Genomic DNA, 26,519 nt, shown 5'->3' on the forward strand with positions numbered 1-26,519 from the left:
AGGGGCAATACCGCCGATGTCGGCGATGTCAGTGGGGCCCGCTACGGTTTCGTGCATGGCTGCCCGTACGAAATCCGCGAAGGACCGTCCGTCCTACCGCTGCACCGAATGCGGCTGGCAGACGGCCAAGTGGCTGGGCCGCTGCGCCGAGTGCCAGGCGTGGGGGACGATCGAGGAGTACGGCGCGCCCGCCGTGCGCACGACCGCCCCCGGCCGCGTCACGACATCCGCCGTGCCCATCGGCCAGGTGGACGGCAAGCAGGCCACGGCCCGCAGCACCGGGGTGCCGGAGCTGGACCGGGTGCTCGGCGGCGGACTCGTACCGGGTGCGGTGGTCCTGCTCGCGGGTGAGCCCGGCGTCGGCAAGTCCACGCTGCTCCTGGACGTGGCGGCCAAGGCCGCCGACGAGGAGCACCGGACCCTCTATGTGACGGGCGAGGAGTCGGCGTCCCAGGTCCGCCTGCGCGCCGACCGCATCAAGGCGATCGACGACCATCTGTACCTGGCGGCGGAGACCGATCTCTCCGCGGTCCTCGGTCACTTGGACGCGGTGAAGCCCTCGCTGCTGATCATGGACTCGGTGCAGACGGTGGCGTCGCCGGAGATCGACGGGGCGCCGGGCGGCATGGCGCAGGTCCGCGAGGTGGCCGGGGCGCTGATCCGCGCGTCCAAGGAGCGCGGCATGTCGACCCTGCTCGTGGGCCATGTCACGAAGGAGGGCGCGATCGCGGGCCCGCGCCTGCTGGAGCACCTGGTCGACGTCGTGCTGAACTTCGAGGGCGACCGGCACGCGCGCCTGCGCCTGGTCCGCGGCGTGAAGAACCGGTACGGGACGACGGACGAGGTCGGCTGCTTCGAGCTGCACGACGAGGGCATCACCGGGCTCGCCGACCCGTCCGGCCTGTTCCTGACCCGCCGCGACGAGCCGGTCCCCGGCACCTGTCTGACGGTGACCCTGGAGGGCCGCCGCCCGCTGGTCGCCGAGGTCCAGGCACTGACGGTCGACTCCCAGATCCCCTCGCCCCGCCGCACCACGTCCGGCCTGGAGACGTCCCGCGTCTCGATGATGCTGGCGGTACTCGAACAGCGTGGCCGGATCAGCGCCTTGGGCAAAAGGGACATCTACTCCGCGACGGTCGGCGGCGTGAAGCTCTCCGAGCCGGCCGCGGACCTGGCCATCGCGCTCGCCCTCGCCTCCGCCGCGAGCGACACCCCGCTGCCCAAGAACCTGGTGGCGATCGGAGAAGTAGGCCTCGCGGGCGAGGTCAGACGGGTCACGGGCGTGCAGCGCAGGCTGGCCGAAGCACACCGTCTCGGGTTCACGCACGCCCTCGTGCCGGCCGATCCCGGAAAGATCCCGCCCGGTATGAAGGTCCTGGAAGTCGCCGATATAGGGGACGCGCTGCGGGTGCTGCCGAAGAGCCGTCGCCGAGAGGCCCCGCGGGAGACGGAGGAGCGCCGGTAGACTTTGCCCTGGTCTCGCCCGTGCGTACGAACGCGACAGGGCCTCCCAAGAGAGTCTGCGATCCGGAGGAGTGCAGTGGCAGCCAATGACCGGGCGGCAGCTCCCGGCAAGTCCGGGAGTTCCGGTACGGACGGTCTGATGCGCGCCTCGCTGAGCGCGGTGGCGCCCGGCACCGGCCTGCGGGACGGTCTGGAGCGGATCCTCCGTGGCAACACCGGCGGGCTCATCGTCCTCGGCTCCGACAAGACGGTCGAGTCGATGTGCACGGGCGGCTTCGTCCTCGACGTCGAGTTCTCGGCCACGCGCCTGCGTGAGCTGTGCAAGCTCGACGGCGGCATCGTGCTCTCCTCGAACCTCGACAAGATCCTGCGGGCCGGTGTGCAGCTGGTGCCGGATCCGACGATCCCGACCGAGGAGACGGGCACCCGGCACCGCACCGCCGACCGCGTCAGCAAGCAGGTCGGCTTCCCGGTCGTCTCGGTCTCCCAGTCGATGCGCCTGATCGCCCTGTACGTGGACGGTCAGCGCCGCGTCCTGGAGGACTCGGCGGCGATCCTGTCCCGCGCCAACCAGGCCCTCGCGACCCTGGAGCGCTACAAGCTGCGTCTCGACGAGGTCGCGGGCACGCTCTCCGCGCTGGAGATCGAGGACCTGGTCACGGTCCGGGACGTCGTCGCGGTCGCCCAGCGCCTGGAGATGGTGCGCCGTATCGCGACCGAGATCGCCGAGTACGTCGTCGAGCTGGGCACGGACGGCCGGCTGCTGGCGCTGCAGCTGGACGAGCTGATCGCGGGCGTCGAGCCCGAGCGCGAGCTGGTCGTACGGGACTATGTGCCCGAGCCGACGGCCAAGCGCTCGCGCACGGTCGACGAGGCGCTGTCCGAGCTGGACTCCCTGCACCACGGCGAGCTGCTCGAACTGCCCATCGTGGCGCGGGCGTTGGGCTACACCGGTTCGCCGGAGGCGCTGGACTCGGCGGTGTCACCGCGCGGCTTCCGGCTGCTGGCGAAGGTGCCGCGCCTGCCCGGGGCGATCATCGACCGCCTGGTGGAGCACTTCGGCGGCCTGCAGAAGCTGCTCGCCGCCAGCGTCGACGACCTGCAGACGGTGGACGGCGTCGGCGAGGCCAGGGCGCGCAGCGTGCGCGAGGGCCTGTCGCGCCTGGCGGAGTCGTCGATCCTGGAGCGGTACGTCTAGCTCGAGCCGCTGGGCACATCAAGCGGCTTTGGCGCTTGAGGAGCGGGGTCCGGGGCGGAGCCCCGTGACGCCCACCCGCCGATGACGCCCGGAACTCAGTCGGCCTTCAGCACGAACGACGTCCGGGTCCCGGTCAGTTGGGCCCCCTTGACCTCGACCAGATACGTACCGGCGCCCGCGGACCCCGCCGGAGGCGTGGCGCACTGCGGGACGCTCGGCTTGCGGTCCCAGGTCAGCGACTGGGTGACCTTGCCGCCCGCCGGCACGCGGAGCACCCGGCTGCCGGGACCGGCCGGGCAGTCCCCGGACGACCAGTACTTCGTGTCGCCGTCCGCCTTGGTGATCGTGACGACCGCCGTCTTCGGACCGAGGTCGACCTTGCAGGCCTTGTCCGTCGTGTTCTTGGCGACGAGTTCGAGCTTCGGCTTCTCCCCGGGGGCGTACGAGTTGTGGATGCTGCGCACCGCCAGCGACGTGCCGCCCGCGGTGCAGTCGGGCAGGCCGACGACCGCCGCCGCCTGGCCGCCGGCGGCCGAACCGCCGTCGCCGCCGTCGCCCTTGTCGCCGCCCGCCGCGTCGTCGGAGCCGCCCCCGGAGCCCGCGGAGTCACCCGAGCCGTCACCGGAACCGGAGCCGTCGCCCGACCCGGAACCGCCCGACTCGTCGCGCCCGCCCGGGTGTTCGCTGATCGCGGGCCCGGTACCGGACGGTCCTGGCGTGATGGCATCGGTCGGATGCTTGCCGTTGGACCCGTCCGCGCCGTTGTTCGCGCCGCCGCCGCCGAGGTTCACGACCCACACGACCAGCAGCGCGAGCAGCGCGAGGACAGACGCCAGTACGACCCTCCGGCGCCAGTAGATGGAGGAGGGAAGCGGCCCGATCGGATTGCGCAGTGATCCCACGACCCAAACCTTACGAGAGATCCGGCCGTTGTCCCGCGCCCACCCGCCGCCCCGCACATCAAGTTTTCCGGATCATCATCATGCGCGGCCGTCCGGCGGGGTCCCCGACCCCTGTCTTTCGTCAGGTGCGGTCCGCGACCATCGCAAGATGTGACAGCACCCGGTCATTGCGTACTGTCCGTCACCATGGGAACCATCGACTCCGATCTCTATCGCGACATCACCGAATTCGCCCACGACACTCCTTCGTGGTTTCAGCACCTGATGGAGGTGTGGACGGAACTGGGCCTGCTGCTGTTCGCCGTGCTGTTCGTCGTCGCCTGGTGGCGGGCGCGGCGCGGTGACCCGCGAGCCTTCGCCGTCGCGGTGCTCGCGCCGCTGGCCACCGCCGTGGCCTATGTGTGCAGCGAGTTGATCAAGTCGGGGGTCGACGAGGAGCGGCCGTGCCGGGCCGTCGCGGGTGCCTTGCCGTCGTTGGTGGACTGCCCGGTCTACGGCGACTGGTCGTTCCCCAGCAACCACGCCACGATCGCCGCCGCGGCGGCCGTCGGGCTCGCGCTGGCCTGGCCGAAGATCGGCTGGCTGACCGTGCCGATGGCGATCCTCATGGCGTTCTCCCGGGTCTTCGTGGGCGTGCACTACCCGCACGACGTCGCGGTGGGCCTGCTGCTCGGCACCCTGGTCGCGCTGCTCGTCGTCCGGCTCGTCACGCGTCCGGGGGCGCGGGTGACCGAGGCGATGCGCGGGTCCGGGAACGGGCTCGTGCGGTGGTTCGCGGGCCCGGGGCCGGCCGGTGGCGGATACGCGTCGGCGCACGACGGGCGGCCGCGCGGAGGCGCGCACCGGCGCTGAACCGTTTCCGGCAACCGCTTCCGACCTCCCTTTCTGACCTCCCTTTCTGACCTCCCTTTCTGACAGGCCCTTCTGACGCCCCCTCACGTTCCGCCGGGCCCGGCGGAACTGTCGCTACGTCAGCAGTCCCGCCTCGTACGCCACGATCGCGGCCTGTACGCGGTTCTTGACCTCCAGCCGGTCGAGGACCGCGCTGACGTACGCCTTCACCGTGCCTTCCACGAGGTGCAGGCGCCCGGCGATCTCCGGGTTCGACAGCCCCGCGCCGACCAGGCCGAGGACCTCGCGCTCGCGCGGCGTGAGCGTCGCCACGCGCTGCCGGGCCGAGGCCTCGCGCGAGAGCCGGCCGCCGCCGAGGCCGTCGATGACGTGCCGGGCCACCTTGGGCGACAGGAACGCGGCGCCGTCCGCCACCGCCCGTACACCCGCCATCAGTTCGTGCGGGTCGCCGGACTTGAGCAGGAAGCCAGTCGCGCCGCCGCCGAGCGCCCGCGCGACGTAGGCGTCCTCGGAGAACGTCGTCAGCATCGCCACCGCCGTGCCGGGCACCGTCGCCGTGATCTCCTCGGCCGCGGCCAGGCCGTCCAGGCGCGGCATGCGGATGTCGAGCAGCGCCACGTCCGGGCGGTGCGCCCGGGCGAGGGCGAGCGCCTCACGGCCGTCGGCGGCCTCGGCGACGATCTCGAAGTCGCCGCCCGCCGCGAGGATCGCGCCGACGCCGGCCCGGATCATCGCCTCGTCGTCGGCGAGCAGCACCCTGATGCGGCGCGGCGCCGGTTCGGTCAGCGGGCCCATTCGTGCTCCTCTTCCACCATCTGGTCGGCGGTGCCCGCCTTGGGGATCACCGCCTTGTCGACGAGGGTGTGCGCCGGGTCGTCTCCGAAGCAGAGCCTGAAGTGCTCGACGGGTACGAAGAGTTCGCCGCTGGCGCGGTAGTAGCGGCAGTCCGTGTGCGCGGGCGGCGGTGTGGGCGCGCGCTCGACCGGCGGGTCGCTGATCGTGCGGTCGGGCAGCCGGGCGGCGGCCTCGGCGAAGGGCGTGCCGGTGCGCAGCTGCGCGTACGCCTGCGGGGTGAGGACGGCGTGCGTCTTCGTGTACGCGTACCAGGTGAACGCCCCGCCGATCAGGACGGTTCCCGCGACCGCGGCCGCGGCGAACGCCAGGCCCACCCGGCGGCGCGCGCTGCGCCGCGCGTACGCGAAGTCGATGGGCCCCTCGTCGCGGGCGGGGCGGGCGGGCGCGGTGCCGGGGGCGGGCAGGAGGGCCGTGACCCGGAAGCCGCCCTCGTGCGGGCTCGCGTCGAAGGTGCCGCCGAGCGCGGTGATCCGGGCGCGCAGTCCGATCAGGCCGGTGCCGCTGCCCGGCGGGGGCGGGGGCGTGTGCCGGGGGCGGCCGTTGGTGACGGTGAGCGTGGTCGCGTCGGCCCGCCGGTGCGCCTCCACGGTGACGGGGGCGCCGGGCGCGTGCTTCGCCGCGTTCGTCAGGGCTTCCTGGACGACGCGGTAGGCGGTGCGGTCGTCGGGGGCCGGTGCTCCCACGAGGCGGACGGGGAGGCCCGATTCGGCGGCCCGTTCCACCAGTTCCGCGACGCTCTCGCCGGCCGGGGCGAGCGGGGCCGGCTCGTCGTCCTCCTCGCGCAGCAGGCCGATGATGCCGTGCAGCCGGTCGGTGGCGTCGGAGGCGGCGGCGCGCAGTTCGGCGGCGGCCGTGCGGTGCGCGTCGGCGAGGCCGGGGGCGACCTGGAGGGCGCCCGCGCGCACGGCGATGAGGCTGAGCTCGTGGCCGAGGGAGTCGTGCATGTCCTGGGCGATGCGGGCCCGTTCGCGCAGCCGGGCGCGGTCGGCGACGATGCGGTGCTCGCGCTCCAGCTGCCCGGCCCTGGCCCAGCCGGCGGCGGTCAGCTCGCGGCTCTGGCGCCAGTAGCGGCCGATGAGCCAGGGGAAGACCGCGCCGAACAGGAGGGTGCCCATGAGCACGAGCCACTCCGCGGCCGGGTCGACCTGGCGGATCGCGATCTCGGCGGTGCCGACGGCGGCGAGCGCGGCGAAGGCGAGCAGGGAGGGGCGGGCGGCGCGGGAGCGCAGGCCCATGAGGTAGGCGAAGGCGGCGAGGGCGGGCCCGTAGGAGAGGGTGAACAGGGACGACGCGACGGCGAGGCCCGGGGCGGCCGCGACGACGAACGCGGTGGCGGGCAGCCGGCGGTGCAGTGCGGTCGCCGCGCCGAGCACGGCGAGTCCGGCGAGCTGCTGCCAGGCGGCGGCGGGCTCGTGCAGGTGCAGGTGCTCGACGGCGAGGACCGGCAGGGCCAGCGCCGCCCAGAGCGACAGGTCCGCGAGGGCGGAGCGGCGACGGGGGGTCACCTCGTCGACGGTACAAGCGGCGGGGGTCCCGGCGCCCCTGCCGATCGTCAGGGGTGCGGGCGGGGACGCGCCGGGCCCGCCCGCCCGAGCGGAGCGTCTGCGCGGCACGGGTGTCCGACGTGGCAGGATCGGCAGTGCCATGACTGCGCTCACGAAGACCCCCGAGAACGTCCCCGGTCGCTCCGATCTTCACGACCCCGTCATCGACTGGTTCGCCGACCACGCCCGAGACCTGCCCTGGCGGCGCCCCGACGCGGGCCCGTGGGGCGTGATGGTCAGCGAGTTCATGCTCCAGCAGACGCCGGTGAGCCGGGTGCTGCCCGTGTACGAGCAGTGGCTGGCGCGCTGGCCCCGGCCCGCCGACCTCGCCGCGGACGCGCCGGGCGAGGCCGTCCGCGCCTGGGGCCGGCTCGGCTATCCGCGGCGCGCCCTGCGGCTGCACGGCGCGGCCGTCGCCATAACGGAGCGGCACGGCGGCGACGTACCGACGAACCACGCGCAGCTGCTCGCGCTGCCCGGCATCGGCGAGTACACGGCGGCCGCGGTCGCCTCGTTCGCGTACGGGCAACGTCACGCCGTGCTCGACACGAACGTGCGACGCGTCTTCGCCCGGGTCGTGACCGGTGTGCAGTACCCGCCGAACGCCACCACCGCGGCCGAGCGCAAGCTGGCCCGCGCGCTGCTCCCCGACGAGGACGAGGTCGCCGCCAAGTGGGCGGCCGCGTCGATGGAGTTGGGCGCGCTCGTGTGCACGGCGAAGAACGAGGAGTGCCACCGGTGCCCGATCGCCGCGCAGTGCGCGTGGCGGCTGGCCGGGAAGCCCGCGCACGACGGGCCGCCGCGGCGCGGGCAGACGTACGCGGGGACGGACCGGCAGGTGCGCGGCAAGCTGCTGGCGGTGCTGCGCGAGGCGGTGACCCCGGTGCCGCAGGCGGCGCTGGACCGGGTGTGGGACGAGCCGGTGCAGCGGGCCCGTGCGCTGGACGGTCTGGTCGACGACGGGCTGGTGGAGCCGCTGGCGGGCGGTCTGTACCGGCTTCCGGTCGGCTGACCGGGTCGCTCTTTCAGGCGGTCCTTAGGTTCGTTACACAACCGACGGACAGCCGTGCGTTCCTCGCAGGCTGGAACGGACAACGCCGTGACAACCCCTCCGTAGCTTCTTCCACGTAACCGCACCTGACCGGTGCGGGCGAACGGGGAACCGGCAGGAAGCGGGAGGCGGTTGATCATGGCGCACGGCGGCGAGGTGCTCGAGTTCGAGGAGTACGTCAGGACGCGGCAGGACGCTCTGCTGCGCAGCGCCCGGCGCCTGGTGCCGGACCCGGTCGACGCCCAGGACCTGCTGCAGACCGCGCTGGTGCGGACGTACGGCCGGTGGGACGGCATAGCGGACAAGCGGCTCGCGGACGCGTATCTGCGCCGCGTCATGATCAACACCCGCACCGAGTGGTGGCGGGCCCGCAAGCTGGAGGAAGTGCCGACCGAGCAGCTGCCGGAGTCCGTCGTGGACGACTCGACCGAGCAGCACGCCGACCGCGCACTGCTGATGGACGTCATGAAGGTGCTGGCTCCGAAGCAGCGCAGTGTCGTGGTGCTGCGACACTGGGAGCAGATGTCCACAGAGGAGACGGCCGCCGCCCTCGGAATGTCGGCCGGAACCGTGAAGAGCACGCTGCACCGGGCCCTCGCCCGGCTCCGTGAGGAGCTGGAGAGCCGGGACCGCGACGAACTCGTCGCTCGCGCGCTCGAACGTGAGGAGCGGGAGCGTTGCGCGGCCTAGGCATACGTGCCTCTCGGATCCGCAGGACCGCGCAGGTCCTGAAGGCGGGGAGTTCGGCGGTCGCCGGGCTCGCCGCCATCGCCCTTTGTGCCGGTTCGCTCGCCGCCTGCTCGGCCGGCGGTACGGGTGCCCGCGACGAGGGTCCCGCCCGGACGGACCCGGTCGGCTCCACCGAGTCGGCCGCCACCGCGTCCCCTGCGCCGAGACCGTCCACGTCCCCGAAGACCGTGAACGCGGTGCGTCTGGTGAAGGCCGATCCCAAGGTCAGCACGGAGATCAAGCGTGATCTGAAGCCGTGCGTGGCGAACGAGTACCCGGTCGACGTGAGCTACGGCAACCTGACCGGCGGAGCGTCGAGCGATGTCGTGGTCAATGTCATGACCTGCGGTGACGCCGTCGGCATCGGGACGTATGTGTATCGCGACGAGGACGGAAAGTACCAGAATGTCTTCCAGGCCGAGGAACCCCCGGTCTACGCGGAGATAGACCGGGGTGATCTGGTGGTCACCAAGCAGGTGTACGAGAAGGGTGACTCGGTCGCCTCTCCGTCGGGCGAGGAGATCCTGACCTACCGCTGGAGCGGGGGCCGCTTCGTCCAGGAGAGCCGCACGCACAACGACTACAGCCACGCCGTGGACGGGGAGTCCCCCGCCCCCACGGACGACGGCTGAGCCAGAGCACGAGAAGAACGGATGGGAGACCGCATGGGCGCCATGGGCGAGCGCAAGGGTGAGCAGACCCACGTGCTGTTCGTCGAGGACGACGACGTCATCCGCGAGGCCACCCAGCTCGCCCTGGAGCGCGACGGCTTCGTGGTCACCGCGATGCCCGACGGGCTCGCGGGCCTGGAGGCGTTCCGCGCGGACCGGCCGGACATCGCGCTGCTCGACGTCATGGTCCCGGGGCTCGACGGGGTCTCGCTGTGCCGGCGCATCCGCGACGAGTCGACGGTCCCGGTGATCATGCTGTCCGCGCGCGCGGACTCCATCGACGTCGTGCTCGGCCTGGAGGCCGGGGCCGACGACTATGTGACCAAGCCGTTCGACGGGGCCGTGCTGGTGGCCCGGATCCGGGCCGTGCTGCGCCGCTTCGGGCACGCGGGCGGCCCGTCGGCGGCGGGTTCCGGAGCGGCGGACGAGCCGGTCGGCGCGGACGCGGGCGTCCTGCACTTCGGCGACCTGGAGATCGACACGGAGGGCATGGAGGTCAGGAAGGACGGCGCCCCGGTGGCGCTGACGCCGACCGAGATGCGGCTGCTCCTGGAGTTCTCCTCGGCGCCCGGCACCGTCCTGTCCCGTGACAAGCTCCTGGAGCGCGTCTGGGACTACGGCTGGGGCGGCGACACCCGCGTCGTCGACGTCCACGTCCAGCGACTGCGTACGAAGATCGGCCAGGACCGCATCGAGACGGTCCGCGGCTTCGGCTACAAACTGAAGGCCTGATCGGGCTGATGGGGAAGCGGATATGAGGGGGACGGCGGACACCCCGCACCCACGCGAGCCGGTCGGCTCCAGCGGCCGGGCCGGTGCGCCGGGCCCGGCCTCGGCGCTCGGCGAGCCCCGCGCGACCGGCACCCCCGGCCCGGCGGCGGCCGCCCCGCGCTCGCGCGTCACGCTGCGCACCCTGCTGCCGCGGCGCCTGCGGCGCAGCCTGCGCACCGGGGTGCGGTGGAAGATCAGCGTGGCCATCGCGCTGGTCGGCGCGCTCGTGGCCGTCGCGCTCAGTCTCGTGGTGCACAACGCGGCCCGTGTCTCGATGCTGGACAACGCGCGCGACGTCCAGGACGAGCGGATCCAGTTCGTGCAGCGGCAGTACGAGGCACGCGGCGGGAATCTGCCCGTCGGTTTCAAGGTCAACGATCCGGACATGCCGCGTGAGCTGCGCGTCAAGGCGCTGTCCGGCCGCCGCGCCACCTTCGTCTCCGAGCCGTCCAACGGCGTGCCCGACATCTGGGCCGCGGTGCCGCTGAGCAACGGTGACCTGCTCTCGGTGCACACCCGGTTCACCGACCGCAGCGCCACGGTCATGAAGGACCTCGACCAGGCCCTGATCATCGGCGCGATCTCGGTGGTCTTCGGCGGCAGCGCGCTCGGCGTGCTCATCGGCGGTCAGCTCTCGCGCCGGCTGCGCAAGGCGGCCGGCGCGGCCCGCGAGGTCGCCCAGGGCCGCACCGAGGTCCGCGTCCGCGACGCCATCGGCGGTGTCGTGCGCGACGAGACCGACGACCTGGCGCGGGCCGTCGACGCGATGGCCGACGCGCTCAAGCAGCGGCTCGAGGCCGAGCGCCGGGTCACCGCGGACATCGCGCACGAGCTGCGCACCCCGGTCACCGGTCTGCTCACGGCGGCCGAGCTGCTGCCCGACGGCCGGCCCAGCGAGCTGGTGAAGGACCGCGCGCAGGCCATGCGCACGCTCGTCGAGGACGTGCTGGAGGTGGCCCGTCTCGACAGCGCGGCCGAGCGGGCCGAGCTGCAGGACATCATGCTGGGCGAGTTCGTGGAGCGCCGGATGGCGGCCCGTGCCGCCGACGGCGTCTCCGTCCACGTCATCCACGAGTCCGAGGTGACCACGGACCCGCGCCGCCTGGAGCGCATCCTGATCAACCTCCTGGCCAACGCGTCCAAGCACGCCCGGCCCCCCATCGAGGTCAGCGTCGAGGGCCGCGTCATCCGGGTCCGCGACCACGGCCCCGGCTTCCCCGAGGAGCTTCTGGAGGACGGTCCGAGCCGCTTCCGCACCGGCGCCGCCGATCGCGCGGGCCACGGCCACGGCCTCGGCCTGACGATCGCGGCGGGCCAGGCGCAGGTCCTGGGCGCCCGGCTCACGTTCCGCAACGTACGCCCGCCGGGCACCGAGCACGGCACCCCGGCGGAGGGCGCGGTGGCCGTACTGTGGCTGCCCGAGCACGCGCCGACGAGCACCGGCAGCTTCCCGATGCTGCGGCTGCCCGACGGCGGGAAGTGATACCGGCTCGCCTCTCCTGCCGTACGCTCGTCAACTCCCCTGCCGTACGAGGGAGTCGGCGAGTTCAGTCGCCTCCCGTTCGCCCAACGGGGCGTGTCCGAGCAGGAACCGGTACCAGAAGACCCCGTAGACCTGATCCACCATCAGGTCGAGGTCGCGGCCGGCGGCGAGCTCGCCGCGCTCCTGCCCGCGGGCGAGTACCTCGCGCAGCACGGCTCGGCGTGCCTGGGTGAACTCCCGCATCAGATCGGCGAGATGGGGGTCGCGGGCGGCCTCTCGCGCCAGCGTGCGCAGGGCCGGGCCGACGGGCGTCGACAGCGCGCCCTCGAACGTGGCGGCGACCACCGCCCGCAGCTCCTCGCGCAACGACCCGGCGGCCGGCGCCGGCACATCCTGCTCGGCGCGGTCGGTCAGCGCGTCGAGCAGGACAGCGCCCTTCGAGGGCCACCACCGATAGAGCGTCTGCTTGCCGACCCCGGCCTCCCGCGCGATGGCGTCCACGCCGACCGGTGCGCCGTCCGCGTCCGCGAGCAGCCGCAGCGCCGCGTCGAGCACGGCCCGTCGCGCCTCCTCGTTGCGGCGACGCCCGGTGTGGGCCCGTTCGACGCTCATCGCCATCACCTCTCCCTGCTTCCGTCCCTGCACCTGTCTTCTCAACCTCTCCGTATCTTGCTGCACCCACTTGACGAGACCGCCAGTCTCGGCAACACTTACTTTACCGAGACCGACAGTCTCGTCAATAACTCAAGAGGCACGGGAACACGAGGACAGGGTCACCATGACTTCTGCAACACCCTCCAGCACCCCCATCGACTCCAGCAGCTCCGCCGACTCCCCCGTCCACGCCGTCGTCATGGGCGGCAGCTCCGGCATCGGCGAGGCCACGGCCGCACTGTTCGCCCGGGGCGGCGCCGAGGTGACGATCACCGGACGCGACCGGACCAAGCTCGACGAGGCGGCCGCCCGGATCGGCGGCAAGACCTCCACGTACCGCATGGACGCCACCGATCAGGCGGACATCGACGCCTTCTTCGCCGCCTCCGCCCCGATCGACCACCTGGTCATCGCGATCAGCGGTGCGGCGGGCAGCGGCCCCTTCGCCGGCCTGGACCTGGCCGATCTCGCCCATGGCTTCGACGCCAAGTTCTGGCCCCAACTGCGCGTCCTGCAGGCGGCGTTGGATCATCTCACCGAGCACGCCTCGGTCACCTTCGTCACGGCCGCGTCGGCCCGCGCCGCCTTCCCCGGCACCTCGGGCCTGGCCGCGATCAACGGCGCGCTCGAGTCGATGGTCCCCCCGCTCGCCGTCGAGCTCGCCCCACGCCGGATCAACGCCGTCTCCCCCGGTGTCATCGACACCCCGTGGTGGGACCGCGTACCGGCCGAGCAGCGCAAGGAGCTGTTCGCGGGGCTCGCGGCGACGACCCCCGTGGGCCGCGTCGGTACCGCCGGGGAGGTGGCGGCGGCCATCAACGCCCTTGCCACGAACGGATTCATCACCGGCACGGTCCTGGACTGCACCGGCGGGGCGAACCTCGCAACGGGCCGCTGAGCGACGAACACCCGGGCTAATCTCGCGCCCATGACCGTATCCCGTCCCACCCTAGAGACTCCCCAACAGCCCGTTCTCGCAGGCGAGTTACCGCGCCGCGCCACCTGGTTCGAGCTCTTCGGCGACCTGGTGTTCGTGGCCGCGGTCGGCCAGGCCACCCACCGCATCGGCGGCCATCCGCACGCGGCCTCGATCGCCGCCGCGGCTGCCCTGTTCGTCCCGCTGTGGTGGACCTGGGTCCTGTACGCGGTCCGCGCCAACCGCGCGGACCGCGACCTGACCGTCCAGCGGCTGCTCACCACGGCGGGCCTCGCCGCGGTGACCGGGATGGCGGTCCACCTCGGCGGCGTCGGCCACGACCGGGGCGCCGACGCCGGCTTCGTCGTCTCCTACCTGTGCGCCCGCGCGGGCGTCGCCGCGCTCTACCTCCGGGACCTGCGCCACGAGCCGCGGCTGCGCCGCATCGCGGCGTCGTACCTGACGGGTTCGGCGGTCACGGCGGCGATCTGGCTGGCCGCCACCTTCGCCCTCGACGGCCCGGCCCGCTACGTCGCCTGGGGCGTCGCCATGACGGCGGAACTGGCCCTGCCGCTGCTCGCCGGGCGGCGGCTCGCCGACAGCCCGAGCGACGCGGAGCATCTGCGGGAGCGGTTCGGCCTGTTCACGATCATCGTCCTCGGCGAGACCGTGCTCGGCTTCACCAACGGCCTGGTCACCGCGGAGACGGCCCCGGCCGCGGCACTCACCGGCGCCGCCGCGTTCGCGCTCGCCGCCGGGCTGTGGTGGTCGTACTTCAGCGCGTCGAGCACCCGCCCGGGCGCCCACGACGCAGTGGCCTCCGGCGGCCGCCACATGCACGTCTACGTCTTCGGGCACCTGCCCATCCAACTCGCCCTGGCCGTCACGGGCGGTGCGGTCGGCGCGGCCGTGGCCACCACGACGTCCCACCTGAACACGGCGCTGGCCGCCTGCGTCCTGGGTGGTACGGCCGTGTTCCTCACCTCGACGGCCCTGGTCAGGGCCTCCTTCACCGGTCTGCGGGAACCAGTGGTCCTGATCCGGTTCGTGACGGCGGCGGCCACCCTCTGCCTGCTGCCCGCGGTCGGCCGGCTGCCGGTGGCGGCGACGTTGGCTGCCCCGGCGGCGCTCCTCGCGGCCTCGGTCGTGGCGGAGGCGCCGGGACACCGGCGCCGCCTCGTCCCCTGACAGGGATCGTCAGCACGAACCCGTACGGGCACGGAGCGCACAGCCGATCCGTACGGGCGAAGGGAACGGCCCCGGCGCCGAAGCGCCGGGGCCGCAAAAGCCGAGGGTGGCTGAGGGAGCGGTCCGCTCAGACGGTGTCCGGCACCGTCACACCGCTCCGTGCGGCGTCCCCGGCCGCACCGCCCTCGACCGGCTTGTCGTCGGCCGGCTTCTGCGGACCGGCTCCGCGCAGCGCGACCTCCTTCACGAACAGCGCCGCGATCAGCGCGCCGATCGCCACGATCGACCCCAGCAGGAACGCGTTGTGCGTACCGGAGGAGACCGCGACCTTGTAGGCCTCCTGGACCGGCTCCGGCAGCTTCGCCAGGCTCGCCGCGTCCAGCTGCGCCGACTGCTCGGTGATCTTTCCGCCGAGCGCTCCGGCCTTCGCGGCCATGACGTCCTGCACCTTGTGGTTGAACAGCGCGCCCATGATGGCGACACCGAACGACGAGCCGAGCGTGCGGAACAGGGTCGTGGACGAGGACGCGACGCCCATGTCCTTCATCTCGACGCTGTTCTGCGCGACCAGCATCGTGATCTGCATCAGGCAGCCCATACCGGCACCGAGCACGGCCATGAAGACGCCGGACATGAAGCGCGAGGTCTCGGTGTCCATCTGGGCCAGCAGGAACAGACCGGTCACCATCAGCACGCTGCCGACGATCGGGAAGACCTTGTACTTGCCGGTGTTCGTGGTGACCCGGCCGGCGACCAGCGAGACGGCCATCATCGACAGCAGCATCGGGAGCAGCAGCAGACCGGAGTTGGTCGCGGACGCGCCCTGCACGGACTGCTGGTACAGCGGGAGGAAGAGCACCGCGCCGAACATCACGAAGCCGGTGATGAACCCGATCAGGGACATCAGCGTGAAGTTGCCACTGCGGAAGATGTGCAGCGGCACGATCGGTTCGGCCGCCTTGGTCTGCGAGAACACGAACCCGACGAGGGCGGCGACACCGATCCCGATGAGCTCCATGATCACGGCGGAGCCCCAGGCGTACTCGGACCCGCCCCACGTCGTGACGAGCACGATCGAGGTGATGCCGACGGTGAGGAGCGCCGCGCCCAGGTAGTCGATCTTGCCCGAGGAGCGCTTCTTCGGCAGGTGCAGCACCGCGGTGATCATGACCAGCGCGACGGCGCCGATCGGCAGGTTGATGTAGAAGGTCCAGCGCCAGCCGAGGTGGTCGGTGATGGCGCCGCCGACCAGCGGTCCGCCGATCATCGCGAGCGCCATGACGCCGGCCATCATGCCCTGGTACTTGCCGCGCTCCCGGGGCGGGATCAGGTCACCGATGATCGCCATGACGCCGACCATCAGACCACCGGCGCCGAGGCCCTGGACGGCCCGGAAGGCGATCAGCTGGTCCATGTTCTGGGCCATGCCGCTGAGCACGGAGCCGACCAGGAAGATCACGATGGAGGTCAGGAAGGCGCCCTTCCTGCCGTACATGTCGCCGACCTTGCCCCACAAGGGAGTGGAGGCGGCGGTCGCGAGCGTGTAGGCGGTGACCACCCACGACAGGTGCTCGATGCCGCCGAGGTCGCCGACGATCGTCGGCATCGCGGTGCCCACGATCATGTTGTCGAGCATGGCGAGCAGCATGGCGATCATCAGCGCCATCAGCACGACGCGTACGCTGCGCGGCTGTTTCACCTGCTCTTTGTCCTGTATCGCTGCTTGCGCCATGACCCTCAACTCCCCCAGAAGCCGATTCAGAGATTCCGGGACTTACTTGTCGCCCGGCTAGTTGCTTACACTGGGGAAGGTAGAACCCGAACTAGCCGGGCGTCAAGTAAGTTTTCTCCCAAGAGAACTCGAGGAGCACGAGGGGCACGCGATGGTCACGGGCAGCAGCAAGCCACAGCAGCGCCGCGGGAACACCCGCCAGCGCATTCAGGACGTTGCCCTGGAACTCATCGCCGAGCAGGGGTACGAGAAGACCTCGCTCCGGGAGATCTCCGAGCGGCTGGGCGTCACGAAGGCGGCGCTCTACTACCACTTCAAGACCAAGGAAGACATCGTCGTCAGCCTCTTCACCGACCTGATGACGCCGATCGACGACCTGATCGCCTGGGCGAAGGAACAGCCGCCCACCCTGGAGACGAAGCACGAGATCCTGCGGCGCTACAGCCTCGCCCTGGCCGGCGCGGCCCCGCTCTTCCGGTTCATGCAGGAGAACCAGGCCACGATGCGCGAGCTGAGCATCGGCGAGAACTTCAAGGACCGGATGACGGCCCTGCTGGACGACCTGCTGCCCGAGGAGGTCACCCTCACCGAGCGGGTCCGCTGCTTCAGCGCGCTGTTCTCCATGCACGCGGGGATGTTCGTGCTCAGGGACGTCGAAGGCGACCCCGAGGAGAAGCGCAAGGCCATCCTCGAGGTCGCCACCGATCTGATCACCCAGGCCCACAAGGGCTGAGCGGGCTGCGTCAGACGCGCACGCCCTTCGAGTTCAGGAACGCGACCGGGTTCACGGCCGAGCCGTAGTTCGGCGTCGTACGGATCTCGAAGTGCAGGTGCGGGCCGCTGGAGTTGCCGGTGTTGCCGGACAGCGCGATGTGCTGGCCCGTGGACACGTTCTGGCCGACGCGGACGTCGATCCGGGACAGGTGCGCGTACTGCGAGTACGTGCCGTTGGCGTGCTTGATCACGATGGCGTTGCCGTACGCGGGGCCGTCGCCGGCGCCGTTCGGGCCGGTCTTGACGACCGTGCCGCCGTGCACGGCCATGACGTTGGTGCCGATCGCCACGGCGTAGTCCTGGCCGGAGTGCTTGCCGGTGGACCACATGCTGCCGCCCTGGGCGTAGCCCGCGGAGAGCGTGTACTTGGCGACCGGGTCGATCCAGGAGGCGGCCTTCTTGGCGGCGGCCTGCTTGGCGGACGAGGCGGCCTTCGCCTGGGCGGTGGCCTGGGCGTCCAGGGACGCGGCGGCGACGCCGGGCAGCGCGCCCGCCTGAGCGGTGTCGGCGGCGAACGCGGCCCCGGTGCCCAGCACCGCGGACACTCCGAATCCGGCGGCCACGACGGCGGCACGCTTGCGGAGGATCGACGTACCGGACGACAGGGACTTGGTGCGCTTCGACATGCGGGAGACCTCTTCGGGCTGGGGGACGTCGGGGGGTCCTGTTCGCCCTCCGGGACATGAGCGGCACCGGCGGGCAAGAAGGGACCCGGCACACGTCCTCGTGTCACCGGGTCGGCCATCCCTTGGTAACCCCCGCCCCCACCCCGGCCCAAACAGCCCTTCTACTACCCGGCCTCGTACCGTTCCTCGGGCCGGAAGTCCCCTTGACACCTCGGATCAACGGATCGCAGATTGCCGGATTTATCCGCCGATCCAAGGTTTAGGCCCACTTCGCACCCCCGACCCCAAGCCGTTCCGGGCCGCGAACCCCGCCTCATTCCCAAAACGGACAAAACGCCAGAACCCATCAACCGCGTAACAGTCGTCCCGCGACCCCGTTGCTCCACTATTTCGCCTAGTACCGGACAAATCGCCTGTGCGGCATGTCACCGGGCGGCAAGATCCAACCCCCGGCGAGTGTGATCGGGGCTACGCTCCCGGGCCATGGATCCCGCAGTCCTCGGCACCCGTCTGGCATCGAGCGTGCTCGTCCCGGCACTCAAGAAACTGCTGGTTCAGGAGGGCCCCGGCGCGGGCCTCACCGACCGGCCCGTGCGGCTGTCCGCCCTCGTCTCCTTCCGGGGCGAGAAGCGCACCCTGACCGACCAGGACCTCGCGCGGCTGGCCGGGAAACTGGTGGCCGGCGCCGTGGAGGGCCCCGGCGAGGCCCCGTTCCCGTACGACGAGCGCGAGGCCGTGGTCCACGCCCTCACCCGGACCCTGCGCTCCCTGGGCGACCTGGGCATGGACGACGTCCAGGCCGTCCGGCTCGGCCACCACGAACTGGCCCGCACCCTGCGCCGCGCGGCCCCGGCCCCCGGCCTGTCCGCGGACGCGGCCTACTTCCTCGACTCGCTCACCGAGTGGGCGTGCCTGCACATCCTGCACTTCTTCACCCAGCGGTCGACCTTCGTGGCCCGCACCCTCGTGGAACAGAGCCGCGGACAGGCCGACCTGCTCGCCAGGACCGACGAACTGATCAGACGGCTGCCCCCGGCGGGGTCGGCGGACGCCGACTTCGAGGCGCGCTACCGCTCCTATCTCGCCGGACGCCACGGCCGGCTGACCATCTTCGGCCTCGACCCGCACGCCGGCGACGAGACCTGGCCCCTGGACGTCGCCTACCTCAGCCTGGAGATCGCCGACACCGCGGACACCGACCCGCTGCCCGACGGCTCCCCGGCCGCCCCGTCACGGCTCGACGCCGAGGACGCCCTCGCCCGGCACGACCGGGTCCTGCTGCGCGGCGAGGCGGGCTCCGGCAAGACCACCCTCGTCCAGTGGCTGGCCGTCACCTCCGAGGGCCACGTCCCCTACGTCCTGCCGCTGCGCACCCTCGTCCGGCTGCCCCGGCTGCCCGCACCGGCCGAGTTCCTGTCCGCCGCCTCCGACTGCCCGCACACCCCGCCCGACGGCTGGGCCGAGCGCGTCCTGGCCGACGGCCGCGCCCTCGTCATGGTCGACGGCATCGACGAGGTCCCCTCCGCCGACCGTGCCCGGGTACGCGACTGGCTCCTCGCCCTGGTCCACGCCTTTCCCGGCAACCGCTGGCTGCTCACCGCCCGCCCCACCGCCGTGCGCACCGGCTGGCTGGCTGTCGACGGCTTCGGCGAACTCGCCCTCGCGCCGATGGACCGCCCCCGCGTCACCGCCTTCGTCCGCCGCTGGCACGCGGCGGCCCGCGCCCCCGAGCACGAGGAGCCGCTCCTGGACGCGCTGCGCACCAAGCCCGACCTGTCCCGGCTCGCCACCAACCCGCTGATGTGCGGCCTGATCTGCGCCCTGCACCGCGCCCGCCGCGGCTATCTGCCGCCACGCCGCAAGGCCCTGTACGACGCCGCGCTCCAGATGATCCTCACCGAGCGGGACCGGCAGCGCGGCATGGACGGGCTCGACGGCGTCACCCTGGAGACCGACGACCGGACCGAACTGCTCCAGCGCCTCGCCTACGCCCTCGTCCTCGCGGGCCGCACCGAGATGGACGAGGAGACCGCCCTCTCCCTCCTTGGACGCGCCCTCCCCTCCGTCCCCGCCGCGGCCGCCCAGGGCGACGCACCGGCGATCCTGCGCCATCTGCTGCTGCGCAGCGGAGTGCTGCGCAGCCCCGCGCCCGAGGTGATCGGCTTCGCGCACCGCACCTTCCTCGACCACCTCGCCGCCCGGTACGCGGTCGAGGAGGGCCACCTCGACGTCCTGCTGGGCCACGCCGACGACCCCCAGTGGGAGGACGTGCTGCGCATGGCCGTCGCCCACGCCCGCACCCGCGAACGCTCCCGCCTGCTGCGCGGCCTGCTGGCCGCGGATGTCCCCCGGCTGACGCTGCTCGCGCTGGCCTGCCTCCAGGACGCGTCGTCGGTCGACCAGGAGGTGGTCGAGGAGGTGCGGGACCGGGCCCGGGACCTGATCCCGCCGCGGGGCCGGAACGCGGCCGAGCGGCTGGCGCTCGCGGGCCCGCTGGTCCTGGAGCTCCTGCCCGGCCCCGCGGGCCTGACGGACGCCGAGGCGCACTGCGTGGTGATCACGGCGTCGCTCCTCGGCCGGGAGGGCGCCCTGCCCGTCCTGAAGAAATACCGGGAGCACCCGTCGCTGGACGTACGGCGGCAACTGGTCGGGACATGGCACCGGTTCGACGCGCAGGAGTACGCCGACGAGGTGCTGGCCCACCTGGACCGGGACCGGCTGGACCTGACCGTGACCGGCCGGGACCAGTGGGAGGCGGCGCGGCGCACGGCGCCGTGGCGGCGGATCGACCTGCACGGCCCGTTCTCGTTCGAGGACGTCCGCACCGGCACGGACCCCGAGGTCCTCACGTCGCTCACGCTGATCGACAACCCGGAGGTGGACGGGCTGGGTCCGGTGCGCGATCTTCCGGCGCTGCGCACGTTCTCCCTGGACCGGTGCCCCGGCGTCGCGGACCTGGCGCCGCTCACCGGCCTGGACCTGGACCACGTCGGTGTCTCCGGCCTCGATCCGTCGACGGACCTGCGGGTGCTCGCTTCCCTGAGCGGGCTGCGCTCCCTCACGGTGGGCCAGGCGCTGCCCGGCGCCTCCCTGGCCGACAGCCTGCCCGTGCACGGCGGCCTGCGGCGCCTCTACCTCACCCGGGGTGCCGTGGCCACGACCGGGCTGCGGGGCCTCGACGCCCTGTCCGGGCTGGAGTTCCTCAGCCTGAGCGCCCGCCTGGGCCCGCTGGCGCCGGACGACTGGCACCGGATCGCCGCGCACCCGGCGCTCACCGAGCTCTTCCTGGCTGGCGAGATCCTCCCGCCCGCACCGCTGCCCGAACTCCCCCGGGTGACAGCCCTGAGCCTGCACCTGCCCGGCGGCCCGGACCAGTTCGCCGCCCACGCGCCGCTCTTCCCGGCCGTACGCACCGTCGAGATCCATCCGGGCCGGCAGGCCACCCAGGACCCCGCCGGGTACACCGGGCTCTTCCCGCACGCCGACGTCACCGTCCACACCCGCTGAGGGGCCGACGGGCGACACAAACGGGTGGGCCCGGACCGTTCACGAAGAACGGTCCGGGCCCACCCGTATCAGGCTCACCCCGAAGGGGTTACGCCTCCTTGCTCAGATTCGGCCCGGATCCACCCGCGGCCGCGTCCTCGATCGGCGGGACGTCGGGCAGTGCCGACTTCTCCTCGCCGCGGAAGGTGAAGGTCTTGTTCTCGCCCTCGCCCTCCGTGTCGACGACCACGATGTGGCCCGGACGCAGCTCGCCGAAGAGGATCTTCTCGGAGAGCGTGTCCTCGACCTCGCGCTGGATCGTGCGACGCAGCGGCCGCGCGCCGAGAACCGGGTCGTAACCCTTCTTCGACAGCAGCTCCTTCGCGGACTGCGAGAGCTCGATGCCCATGTCGCGGTCCTTGAGGCGCTCGTCCACCTTGCCGATCATCAGGTCGACGATCGCGAGGATGTCTTCCTGGGTCAGCTGCGGGAAGACGACGACGTCGTCCACACGGTTGAGGAACTCGGGACGGAAGTGCTGCTTGAGCTCGTCCGACACCTTGTTCTTCATGCGCTCGTAGTTGGTCTTCGTGTCACCCGTGGCCGCGAAGCCCAGGTTGAAGCCCTTCGAGATGTCACGGGTTCCAAGGTTGGTCGTCATGATGATGACCGTGTTCTTGAAGTCCACGACGCGGCCCTGGGAGTCGGTCAGGCGACCGTCCTCCAGGATCTGCAGCAGCGAGTTGAAGATGTCCGGGTGGGCCTTCTCCACCTCGTCGAAGAGGACGACGGAGAACGGCTTGCGGCGCACCTTCTCGGTCAGCTGGCCGCCCTCTTCGTAGCCCACGTAACCGGGGGGCGAACCGAAGAGACGCGAGACCGTGTGCTTCTCGCTGAACTCCGACATGTCGAGGGAGATCAGCGCGTCCTCGTCACCGAAGAGGAACTCGGCGAGCGCCTTGGACAGCTCGGTCTTACCGACACCGGACGGACCGGCGAAGATGAACGAACCACCCGGACGCTTCGGGTCCTTGAGGCCCGCACGCGTACGACGGATCGCCTTCGAGAGCGCCTTGACGGCGTCCTTCTGGCCGATGACCCGCTTGTGGAGCTCGTCCTCCATGCGCAGCAGACGCGAGGACTCCTCCTCGGTCAGCTTGAAGACCGGGATGCCGGTGGCGGTCGCGAGGACCTCGGCGATCAGCTCGCCGTCGACCTCGGCGACGACGTCCATGTCGCCGGCCTTCCACTCCTTCTCGCGCTTGGCCTTCGCCGCCAGCAGCTGCTTCTCCTTGTCGCGGAGAGACGCCGCCTTCTCGAAGTCCTGGGAGTCGATGGCCGACTCCTTGTCGCGGCGCACGCCCGCGATCTTCTCGTCGAACTCGCGGAGGTCCGGCGGCGCGGTCATCCGGCGGATGCGCATCCGGGAACCGGCCTCGTCGATCAGGTCGATCGCCTTGTCCGGCAGGAAGCGGTCCGAGATGTACCGGTCGGCCAGGGTCGCGGCCTGGACGAGGGCCTCGTCCGTGATCGAGACGCGGTGGTGGGCCTCGTACCGGTCACGGAGACCCTTGAGGATCTCGATGGTGTGCGGCAGCGACGGCTCCGCGACCTGGATCGGCTGGAAGCGGCGCTCGAGAGCCGCGTCCTTCTCCAGGTGCTTGCGGTACTCGTCGAGCGTGGTGGCACCGATGGTCTGGAGCTCACCGCGGGCCAGCATCGGCTTCAGGATGGAAGCCGCGTCGATGGCGCCCTCGGCGGCACCCGCACCCACGAGCGTGTGCAGCTCGTCGATGAACAGGATGATGTCGCCGCGGGTGCGGATCTCCTTGAGGACCTTCTTCAGGCGCTCCTCGAAGTCACCGCGGTAGCGGGAACCGGCGACCAGCGCGCCGAGGTCGAGGGTGTAGAGGTGCTTGTCCTTGAGGGTCTCGGGCACCTCGCCCTTGACGATGGCCTGGGCGAGGCCCTCGACGACGGCGGTCTTGCCGACGCCGGGCTCACCGATCAGGACCGGGTTGTTCTTGGTGCGGCGCGACAGCACCTGCATGACGCGCTCGATCTCCTTCTCGCGCCCGATGACCGGGTCGAGCTTGGACTCACGAGCGGCCTGCGTCAGGTTGCGGCCGAACTGGTCGAGCACCAGGGACGTGGAGGGCGTGCCCTCGGCAGGACCGCCGGCGGTGGCGGTCTCCTTGCCCTGGTAGCCGGAGAGCAGCTGGATGACCTGCTGCCGCACCCGGTTGAGGTCTGCGCCCAGCTTGACCAGGACCTGGGCGGCGACGCCCTCGCCCTCACGGATCAGGCCGAGCAGGATGTGCTCCGTGCCGATGTAGTTGTGGCCCAGCTGAAGGGCCTCGCGGAGCGACAGCTCCAGGACCTTCTTGGCACGGGGGGTGAAGGGGATGTGGCCGGACGGGGCCTGCTGGCCCTGACCGATGATCTCCTCCACCTGCTGGCGGACCGCCTCGAGCGAAATCCCGAGGCTCTCCAGGGCCTTAGCGGCGACACCCTCGCCCTCGTGGATCAAGCCCAGGAGGATGTGCTCGGTGCCGATGTAGTTGTGGTTGAGCATCCGGGCTTCTTCCTGAGCCAGGACGACAACCCGCCGCGCGCGGTCGGTGAACCTCTCGAACATCGTTAATCGCTCCTCAGAGCGGTCAGGCAGTAAGGGGTCGGTCCCCTCCCTGTCCTTCCGCAGCTTAGTCCCGCAAGCGGGGACCGCTCATTCCAACTGCCGACACCCGTTCATGGCCTCCTGCCCCCGAACGCCGACAACTGCTCCAACCCGATGGTGCGAGACGATGTTCCCGCAGGCCAGGCAGATACCCCCACCATCACTACGCCGATGGCGAACGCGAGATGCCCGGCGACCACGTGTCGCCCCTCCCACTAGGGATGTCTTACCCGCACGGACTGACACTCCATGCGGCGCGCGCCGGTTCCCTCCGCTACGGGCGAACACCCTTGCACCGCCGAACACCCCCGTACGCCCCCAATCCGGACACTCTGCGCTTACACAGTGCCACACTGCGTAACCCTGAAGCGCTCGCGGCGGTTGCTCCTGGCATGGTCGCCCCCCTTTCCGCCTCCGGCACCGTCCCCACGCCGCGTCGTCCGCTCGACGCGGCCGGATCCGACCCGGTCCAGCAGTGGTACGAGGACGAGCTCGGCTGGGCCGTGACGGCCGGCCCCGAGGGCGTCCGGCTGCGCACGGGGCTGCGGTTCGACGTCCTGGAGCTGCCGGCCGACGCCGGTTTCGCGATGCTGGGCAGATGCGACCCCCGGTCACCGGTGGCCGTGCGGGGGGAGACGATGCAGCTGCTGGTCGCCGCGGGCAGCGCGGACGAACTGCCGGGGCTGCTCGACTGGCTGGAGTGGGGGGCGCTGCCCCTGGACCTCGTCGCGGTCGGCGCGGACGGGTTCATCGACGCGCCGACACCTCCGGGGTGGACCGGCTCGCAGGAGGCCGCGGTATGGGTGCGGCCCCCCGAGCCCGGGCGCGAGGTGGAAGAAGTACTTCCGGCTCTGACGACCCTGACGGCCGTCTCGACCTGGTCGGTCGTGGGGGGCGGTGGGGGCGCCCCCGATCTCGTACGACTCGTGGACACGGCGGCGACACAGTGCCACCGGGCCCGGCTGCGCCGCGCATCGGCCGTGCCGAAAGATCAGCCGTTGGCCTTCTCGTAGGCCTCACGGATCGCCTGGGGAACACGGCCGCGGTCGTTCACGTCGTGGCCGTTCTCCTTCGCCCAGGCGCGGATCTGCGCGGTGTCCTGGTTACCGCCGGACGCGGCGCGCGCCTTGCCCCGGCCACCCGCGGCACGGCCACCGGTGCGACGGCCACCCTTGACGTACGGGTCGAGGAGGCCACGGAGCTTGTCCGCATTGGCGGTGGTGAGGTCGATCTCGTAGGTCTTGCCGTCGAGCGCGAACGTCACGGTCTCGTCCGCCTCGCCACCGTCGAGGTCATCGACAAGAAGGACCTGAACCTTCTGTGCCACCGGATTTCCTTTCATCGATATCTGAAGGGCCGGCCCCCCTGCGACCGCGGCCGCTGTTTCGCCGTCCCCTTGTTATATGCAGTACTGCAGTACGTCGGAAAGCAAACCGCTTTTGCCGGGAAAACACAAACCCCTGGCTGAGATCAGGGAGAGATCCCGGAGTTGTACGCTGCCCGGCCCGGCCGAAAACATGCGCGTTTCGGACATAGGGAACCCCGCTCGGGGAGCGTTGCCGGAATACCGTCCGGGTCGATCACAGATGCAGAAGCATCCGGCTGTTGCCCAAGGTGTTCGGTTTCACTCGTTCGAGACCGAGGAACTCCGCGACGCCCTCGTCATAGGAACGCAGCAGCTCGCTGTAGACATCGGTGTCAACGGTATCGACGGGCGTCTCGCCGATCTCCACGAAGCCGTGCTTCATGAAGAACTCGACTTCGAAGGTGAGACAGAAAACCCGGCGAACCCCGATCCAGCGCGCGGTCTGCAGCAGCTTCTCCAGCACCTTGTGGCCGACGCCCGAGCCCTTGACCTGTGGATTCACCGCGAGAGTGCGGACTTCCGCCAGGTCTTCCCACATGATGTGCAGAGCACCGCAGCCGACGACCTCCGCGTTGTCGTCGCGTTCCGCCACCCAGAACTCCTGGATGTCCTCGTAAAGCGTCACCGTGGCTTTGTCGAGCAGGATCCCCTGTCGGCTGTACGCGTCGAGCAGTCGACGTACCGCCGGTACATCGGCGGTCCTGGCCCGGCGGACGGTGACCGCTTTTGCGGTCGATTCGGAGCGTGTGGAGACTTCGGGGAGCTCTGCTGGCATGAACGGACGCTATCGCCCGGGCCCCTCGTCCGCTTCCTCGGGTCCCGGCGGCACTTCGGCCGGTACTTCGGACGGCACTTCGGCGGGTACTTCGGCGGGCACATCGGCGGGCACTTCCGGCTGAACGATCCGCATCGCGTCCCTGAGCGCCTCGCGCTGCTGGGGCGACATCATGCCGAAGAAGGCGACGAGGGCGGCGGCCGGGTTGTCGCTCTGCGCCCACGCCTCGTTCATCAGTGCGGCCGAGTAGGCGGCCCGAGTGGAGACGGCCTCATATCGATAGGCCCGGCCTTCCGCCTCGCGGCGCACCCAGCCCTTCTGATGGAGATTGTCCAATACGGTCATCACCGTCGTGTAGGCGATGGACCGTTCCTGCTGGAGGTCCTCCAGGACTTCCCTCACCGTCGCCGGGCGGTTCCACTTCCACACCCGCGTCATCACTGCGTCTTCGAGTTCTCCCAAGGGGCGCGGCACGAGCAGCACAATAGTGGGAGAAGTCCGTAATTCAACGCCGGACGTGGCGAACGGCTTCAATCAATGACAAAAGGGGCACCCCGTGGGTGCCCCTGATCCCGGTCGTGATCCCGGTCGCGCCTGCCGCGGTGCGCTCAGGCGCCGGCCTCGTGCCGCACGCCGCCGTTCTGCTGGGCGGCCTCGGCGCGCGCGAGGGCGGCGTCGACGGCCGCGTCCTCCTTGGCCTTCTTGTCGCCGCCCTGCGACTTCACGATCGTCACGATCAGACCGATGAAGAACACGGCCATCACTACCGGGGGCACGAGCGCGGAGACGTAGTCCATGCCCCCAG

Annotated in this window: 24 protein-coding genes; 13 read left to right on the plus strand and 11 right to left on the minus strand. The window is 71.4% G+C overall.

The features are described from left to right. Positions 1-55: 55 nt before the first annotated feature. Together radA and disA are read left to right on the plus strand one after the other, a co-directional pair. Positions 56-1,465 (plus strand): DNA repair protein RadA, encoded by a 1,410-nt coding sequence (gene radA, locus ACQUQD_RS18230; protein WP_428953156.1) that lies wholly within the window; start codon positions 56-58, stop codon positions 1,463-1,465. 75 nt (positions 1,466-1,540) lie between these two features. Beyond that, complete coding sequence (gene disA, locus ACQUQD_RS18235; RefSeq protein ID WP_428953157.1) at positions 1,541-2,662, plus strand: DNA integrity scanning diadenylate cyclase DisA; 1,122 nt, start codon at positions 1,541-1,543, stop codon at positions 2,660-2,662. 95 nt (positions 2,663-2,757) lie between these two features. On the opposite strand, the gene ACQUQD_RS18240 is transcribed toward disA, so the two are convergent. Continuing rightward, complete coding sequence (locus tag ACQUQD_RS18240) at positions 2,758-3,564, minus strand: hypothetical protein (RefSeq protein WP_428953158.1); 807 nt, start codon at positions 3,562-3,564, stop codon at positions 2,758-2,760. 186 nt (positions 3,565-3,750) lie between these two features. On the opposite strand from ACQUQD_RS18240, the gene ACQUQD_RS18245 reads away from it, so the two are divergent. Then, positions 3,751-4,416, plus strand: coding sequence for a phosphatase PAP2 family protein (locus ACQUQD_RS18245; protein WP_428953159.1), 666 nt, complete (start codon positions 3,751-3,753; stop codon positions 4,414-4,416). A gap of 114 nt (positions 4,417-4,530) precedes the next feature. On the opposite strand, the gene ACQUQD_RS18250 is transcribed toward ACQUQD_RS18245, so the two are convergent. Together ACQUQD_RS18250 and ACQUQD_RS18255 are read right to left on the minus strand one after the other, a co-directional pair. Continuing rightward, the gene (locus ACQUQD_RS18250) at positions 4,531-5,211 is read right to left on the minus strand and encodes a response regulator (protein ID WP_428953160.1); all 681 of its coding nucleotides are present in this window, start codon (positions 5,209-5,211) and stop codon (positions 4,531-4,533) included. Next, positions 5,199-6,776 (minus strand): sensor histidine kinase, encoded by a 1,578-nt coding sequence (locus ACQUQD_RS18255; RefSeq protein WP_428953161.1) that lies wholly within the window; start codon positions 6,774-6,776, stop codon positions 5,199-5,201. The genes ACQUQD_RS18250 and ACQUQD_RS18255 overlap by 13 nt, the downstream gene beginning before the upstream one ends. A gap of 139 nt (positions 6,777-6,915) precedes the next feature. Between ACQUQD_RS18255 and ACQUQD_RS18260 the strand changes: the two genes are divergently transcribed. From ACQUQD_RS18260 to cseC, 5 genes are all read left to right on the plus strand, one after another. Next, positions 6,916-7,827: an A/G-specific adenine glycosylase gene (locus ACQUQD_RS18260; RefSeq protein WP_428953162.1), complete on the plus strand. Its 912-nt coding sequence runs from the start codon at positions 6,916-6,918 to the stop codon at positions 7,825-7,827. A gap of 177 nt (positions 7,828-8,004) precedes the next feature. After that, the gene (locus ACQUQD_RS18265) at positions 8,005-8,556 is read left to right on the plus strand and encodes a SigE family RNA polymerase sigma factor (RefSeq protein ID WP_428953163.1); all 552 of its coding nucleotides are present in this window, start codon (positions 8,005-8,007) and stop codon (positions 8,554-8,556) included. Further along, positions 8,544-9,227, plus strand: coding sequence for a hypothetical protein (locus ACQUQD_RS18270; protein ID WP_428953164.1), 684 nt, complete (start codon positions 8,544-8,546; stop codon positions 9,225-9,227). Before ACQUQD_RS18265 ends, ACQUQD_RS18270 begins: the two co-directional genes overlap by 13 nt. A 42-nt stretch (positions 9,228-9,269) precedes the next feature. Next, a complete protein-coding gene (cseB, locus tag ACQUQD_RS18275; RefSeq protein ID WP_428957595.1) occupies positions 9,270-9,998 on the plus strand; it encodes a two-component system response regulator CseB in 729 nt (242 codons plus the stop codon). 22 nt (positions 9,999-10,020) lie between these two features. Next, positions 10,021-11,520 carry a two-component system sensor histidine kinase CseC gene (gene cseC, locus ACQUQD_RS18280; protein WP_428953165.1) on the plus strand — a complete coding sequence of 500 codons (1,500 nt, stop codon included), beginning with the start codon at positions 10,021-10,023 and terminating at the stop codon, positions 11,518-11,520. Positions 11,521-11,550: 30 nt separating this feature from the next. On the opposite strand, the gene ACQUQD_RS18285 is transcribed toward cseC, so the two are convergent. After that, positions 11,551-12,132, minus strand: a complete 582-nt coding sequence (locus tag ACQUQD_RS18285) for a TetR/AcrR family transcriptional regulator (protein WP_428953166.1) — start codon at positions 12,130-12,132, stop codon at positions 11,551-11,553. Between the two features lie 166 nt (positions 12,133-12,298). On the opposite strand from ACQUQD_RS18285, the gene ACQUQD_RS18290 reads away from it, so the two are divergent. Beyond that, entirely contained in the window at positions 12,299-13,072 is a 774-nt protein-coding gene (locus tag ACQUQD_RS18290; RefSeq protein ID WP_428953167.1) for an SDR family oxidoreductase, read from the plus strand. A gap of 30 nt (positions 13,073-13,102) precedes the next feature. Then, a complete protein-coding gene (locus ACQUQD_RS18295) occupies positions 13,103-14,278 on the plus strand; it encodes a low temperature requirement protein A (protein ID WP_428953168.1) in 1,176 nt (391 codons plus the stop codon). Positions 14,279-14,405: 127 nt separating this feature from the next. On the opposite strand, the gene ACQUQD_RS18300 is transcribed toward ACQUQD_RS18295, so the two are convergent. After that, on the minus strand, positions 14,406-16,010 hold the full coding sequence (locus tag ACQUQD_RS18300) for an MDR family MFS transporter (RefSeq protein WP_428953169.1): 1,605 nt from the start codon (positions 16,008-16,010) through the stop codon (positions 14,406-14,408). 151 nt (positions 16,011-16,161) lie between these two features. Between ACQUQD_RS18300 and ACQUQD_RS18305 the strand changes: the two genes are divergently transcribed. Continuing rightward, on the plus strand, positions 16,162-16,743 hold the full coding sequence (locus tag ACQUQD_RS18305; protein ID WP_428953170.1) for a TetR/AcrR family transcriptional regulator: 582 nt from the start codon (positions 16,162-16,164) through the stop codon (positions 16,741-16,743). A gap of 10 nt (positions 16,744-16,753) precedes the next feature. Here ACQUQD_RS18305 and ACQUQD_RS18310 read toward each other — a convergent pair whose 3' ends face one another. After that, positions 16,754-17,410, minus strand: coding sequence for a M23 family metallopeptidase (locus ACQUQD_RS18310; protein ID WP_428953171.1), 657 nt, complete (start codon positions 17,408-17,410; stop codon positions 16,754-16,756). Between the two features lie 483 nt (positions 17,411-17,893). Between ACQUQD_RS18310 and ACQUQD_RS18315 the strand changes: the two genes are divergently transcribed. Next, complete coding sequence (locus ACQUQD_RS18315) at positions 17,894-20,917, plus strand: NACHT domain-containing protein (protein ID WP_428953172.1); 3,024 nt, start codon at positions 17,894-17,896, stop codon at positions 20,915-20,917. An 88-nt stretch (positions 20,918-21,005) separates the two neighbouring features. Here the strand turns inward: ACQUQD_RS18315 and ACQUQD_RS18320 are convergent, their stop codons facing one another. Further along, positions 21,006-23,534 (minus strand): ATP-dependent Clp protease ATP-binding subunit, encoded by a 2,529-nt coding sequence (locus ACQUQD_RS18320; protein ID WP_428953173.1) that lies wholly within the window; start codon positions 23,532-23,534, stop codon positions 21,006-21,008. A 431-nt stretch (positions 23,535-23,965) separates the two neighbouring features. Between ACQUQD_RS18320 and ACQUQD_RS18325 the strand changes: the two genes are divergently transcribed. After that, a complete protein-coding gene (locus ACQUQD_RS18325) occupies positions 23,966-24,586 on the plus strand; it encodes an SCO3374 family protein (protein WP_428953174.1) in 621 nt (206 codons plus the stop codon). On the opposite strand, the gene ACQUQD_RS18330 is transcribed toward ACQUQD_RS18325, so the two are convergent. The 4 genes from ACQUQD_RS18330 to ACQUQD_RS18345 form a co-directional block, all read right to left on the minus strand. Beyond that, positions 24,565-24,900 carry a histone-like nucleoid-structuring protein Lsr2 gene (locus ACQUQD_RS18330; RefSeq protein ID WP_428953175.1) on the minus strand — a complete coding sequence of 112 codons (336 nt, stop codon included), beginning with the start codon at positions 24,898-24,900 and terminating at the stop codon, positions 24,565-24,567. The genes ACQUQD_RS18325 and ACQUQD_RS18330 overlap by 22 nt on opposite strands. Before the next feature lie 253 nt (positions 24,901-25,153). After that, entirely contained in the window at positions 25,154-25,714 is a 561-nt protein-coding gene (locus ACQUQD_RS18335; protein WP_428953176.1) for an amino-acid N-acetyltransferase, read from the minus strand. Positions 25,715-25,723: 9 nt separating this feature from the next. Continuing rightward, positions 25,724-26,248, minus strand: coding sequence for a BlaI/MecI/CopY family transcriptional regulator (locus tag ACQUQD_RS18340; RefSeq protein ID WP_428953177.1), 525 nt, complete (start codon positions 26,246-26,248; stop codon positions 25,724-25,726). Positions 26,249-26,322: 74 nt separating this feature from the next. Then, complete coding sequence (locus ACQUQD_RS18345) at positions 26,323-26,511, minus strand: hypothetical protein (RefSeq protein WP_428953178.1); 189 nt, start codon at positions 26,509-26,511, stop codon at positions 26,323-26,325. Positions 26,512-26,519 lie beyond the last annotated feature (8 nt).

Source organism: Streptomyces sp. cg35, assembly GCF_050410835.1.
Taxonomy (GTDB): domain Bacteria; phylum Actinomycetota; class Actinomycetes; order Streptomycetales; family Streptomycetaceae; genus Streptomyces.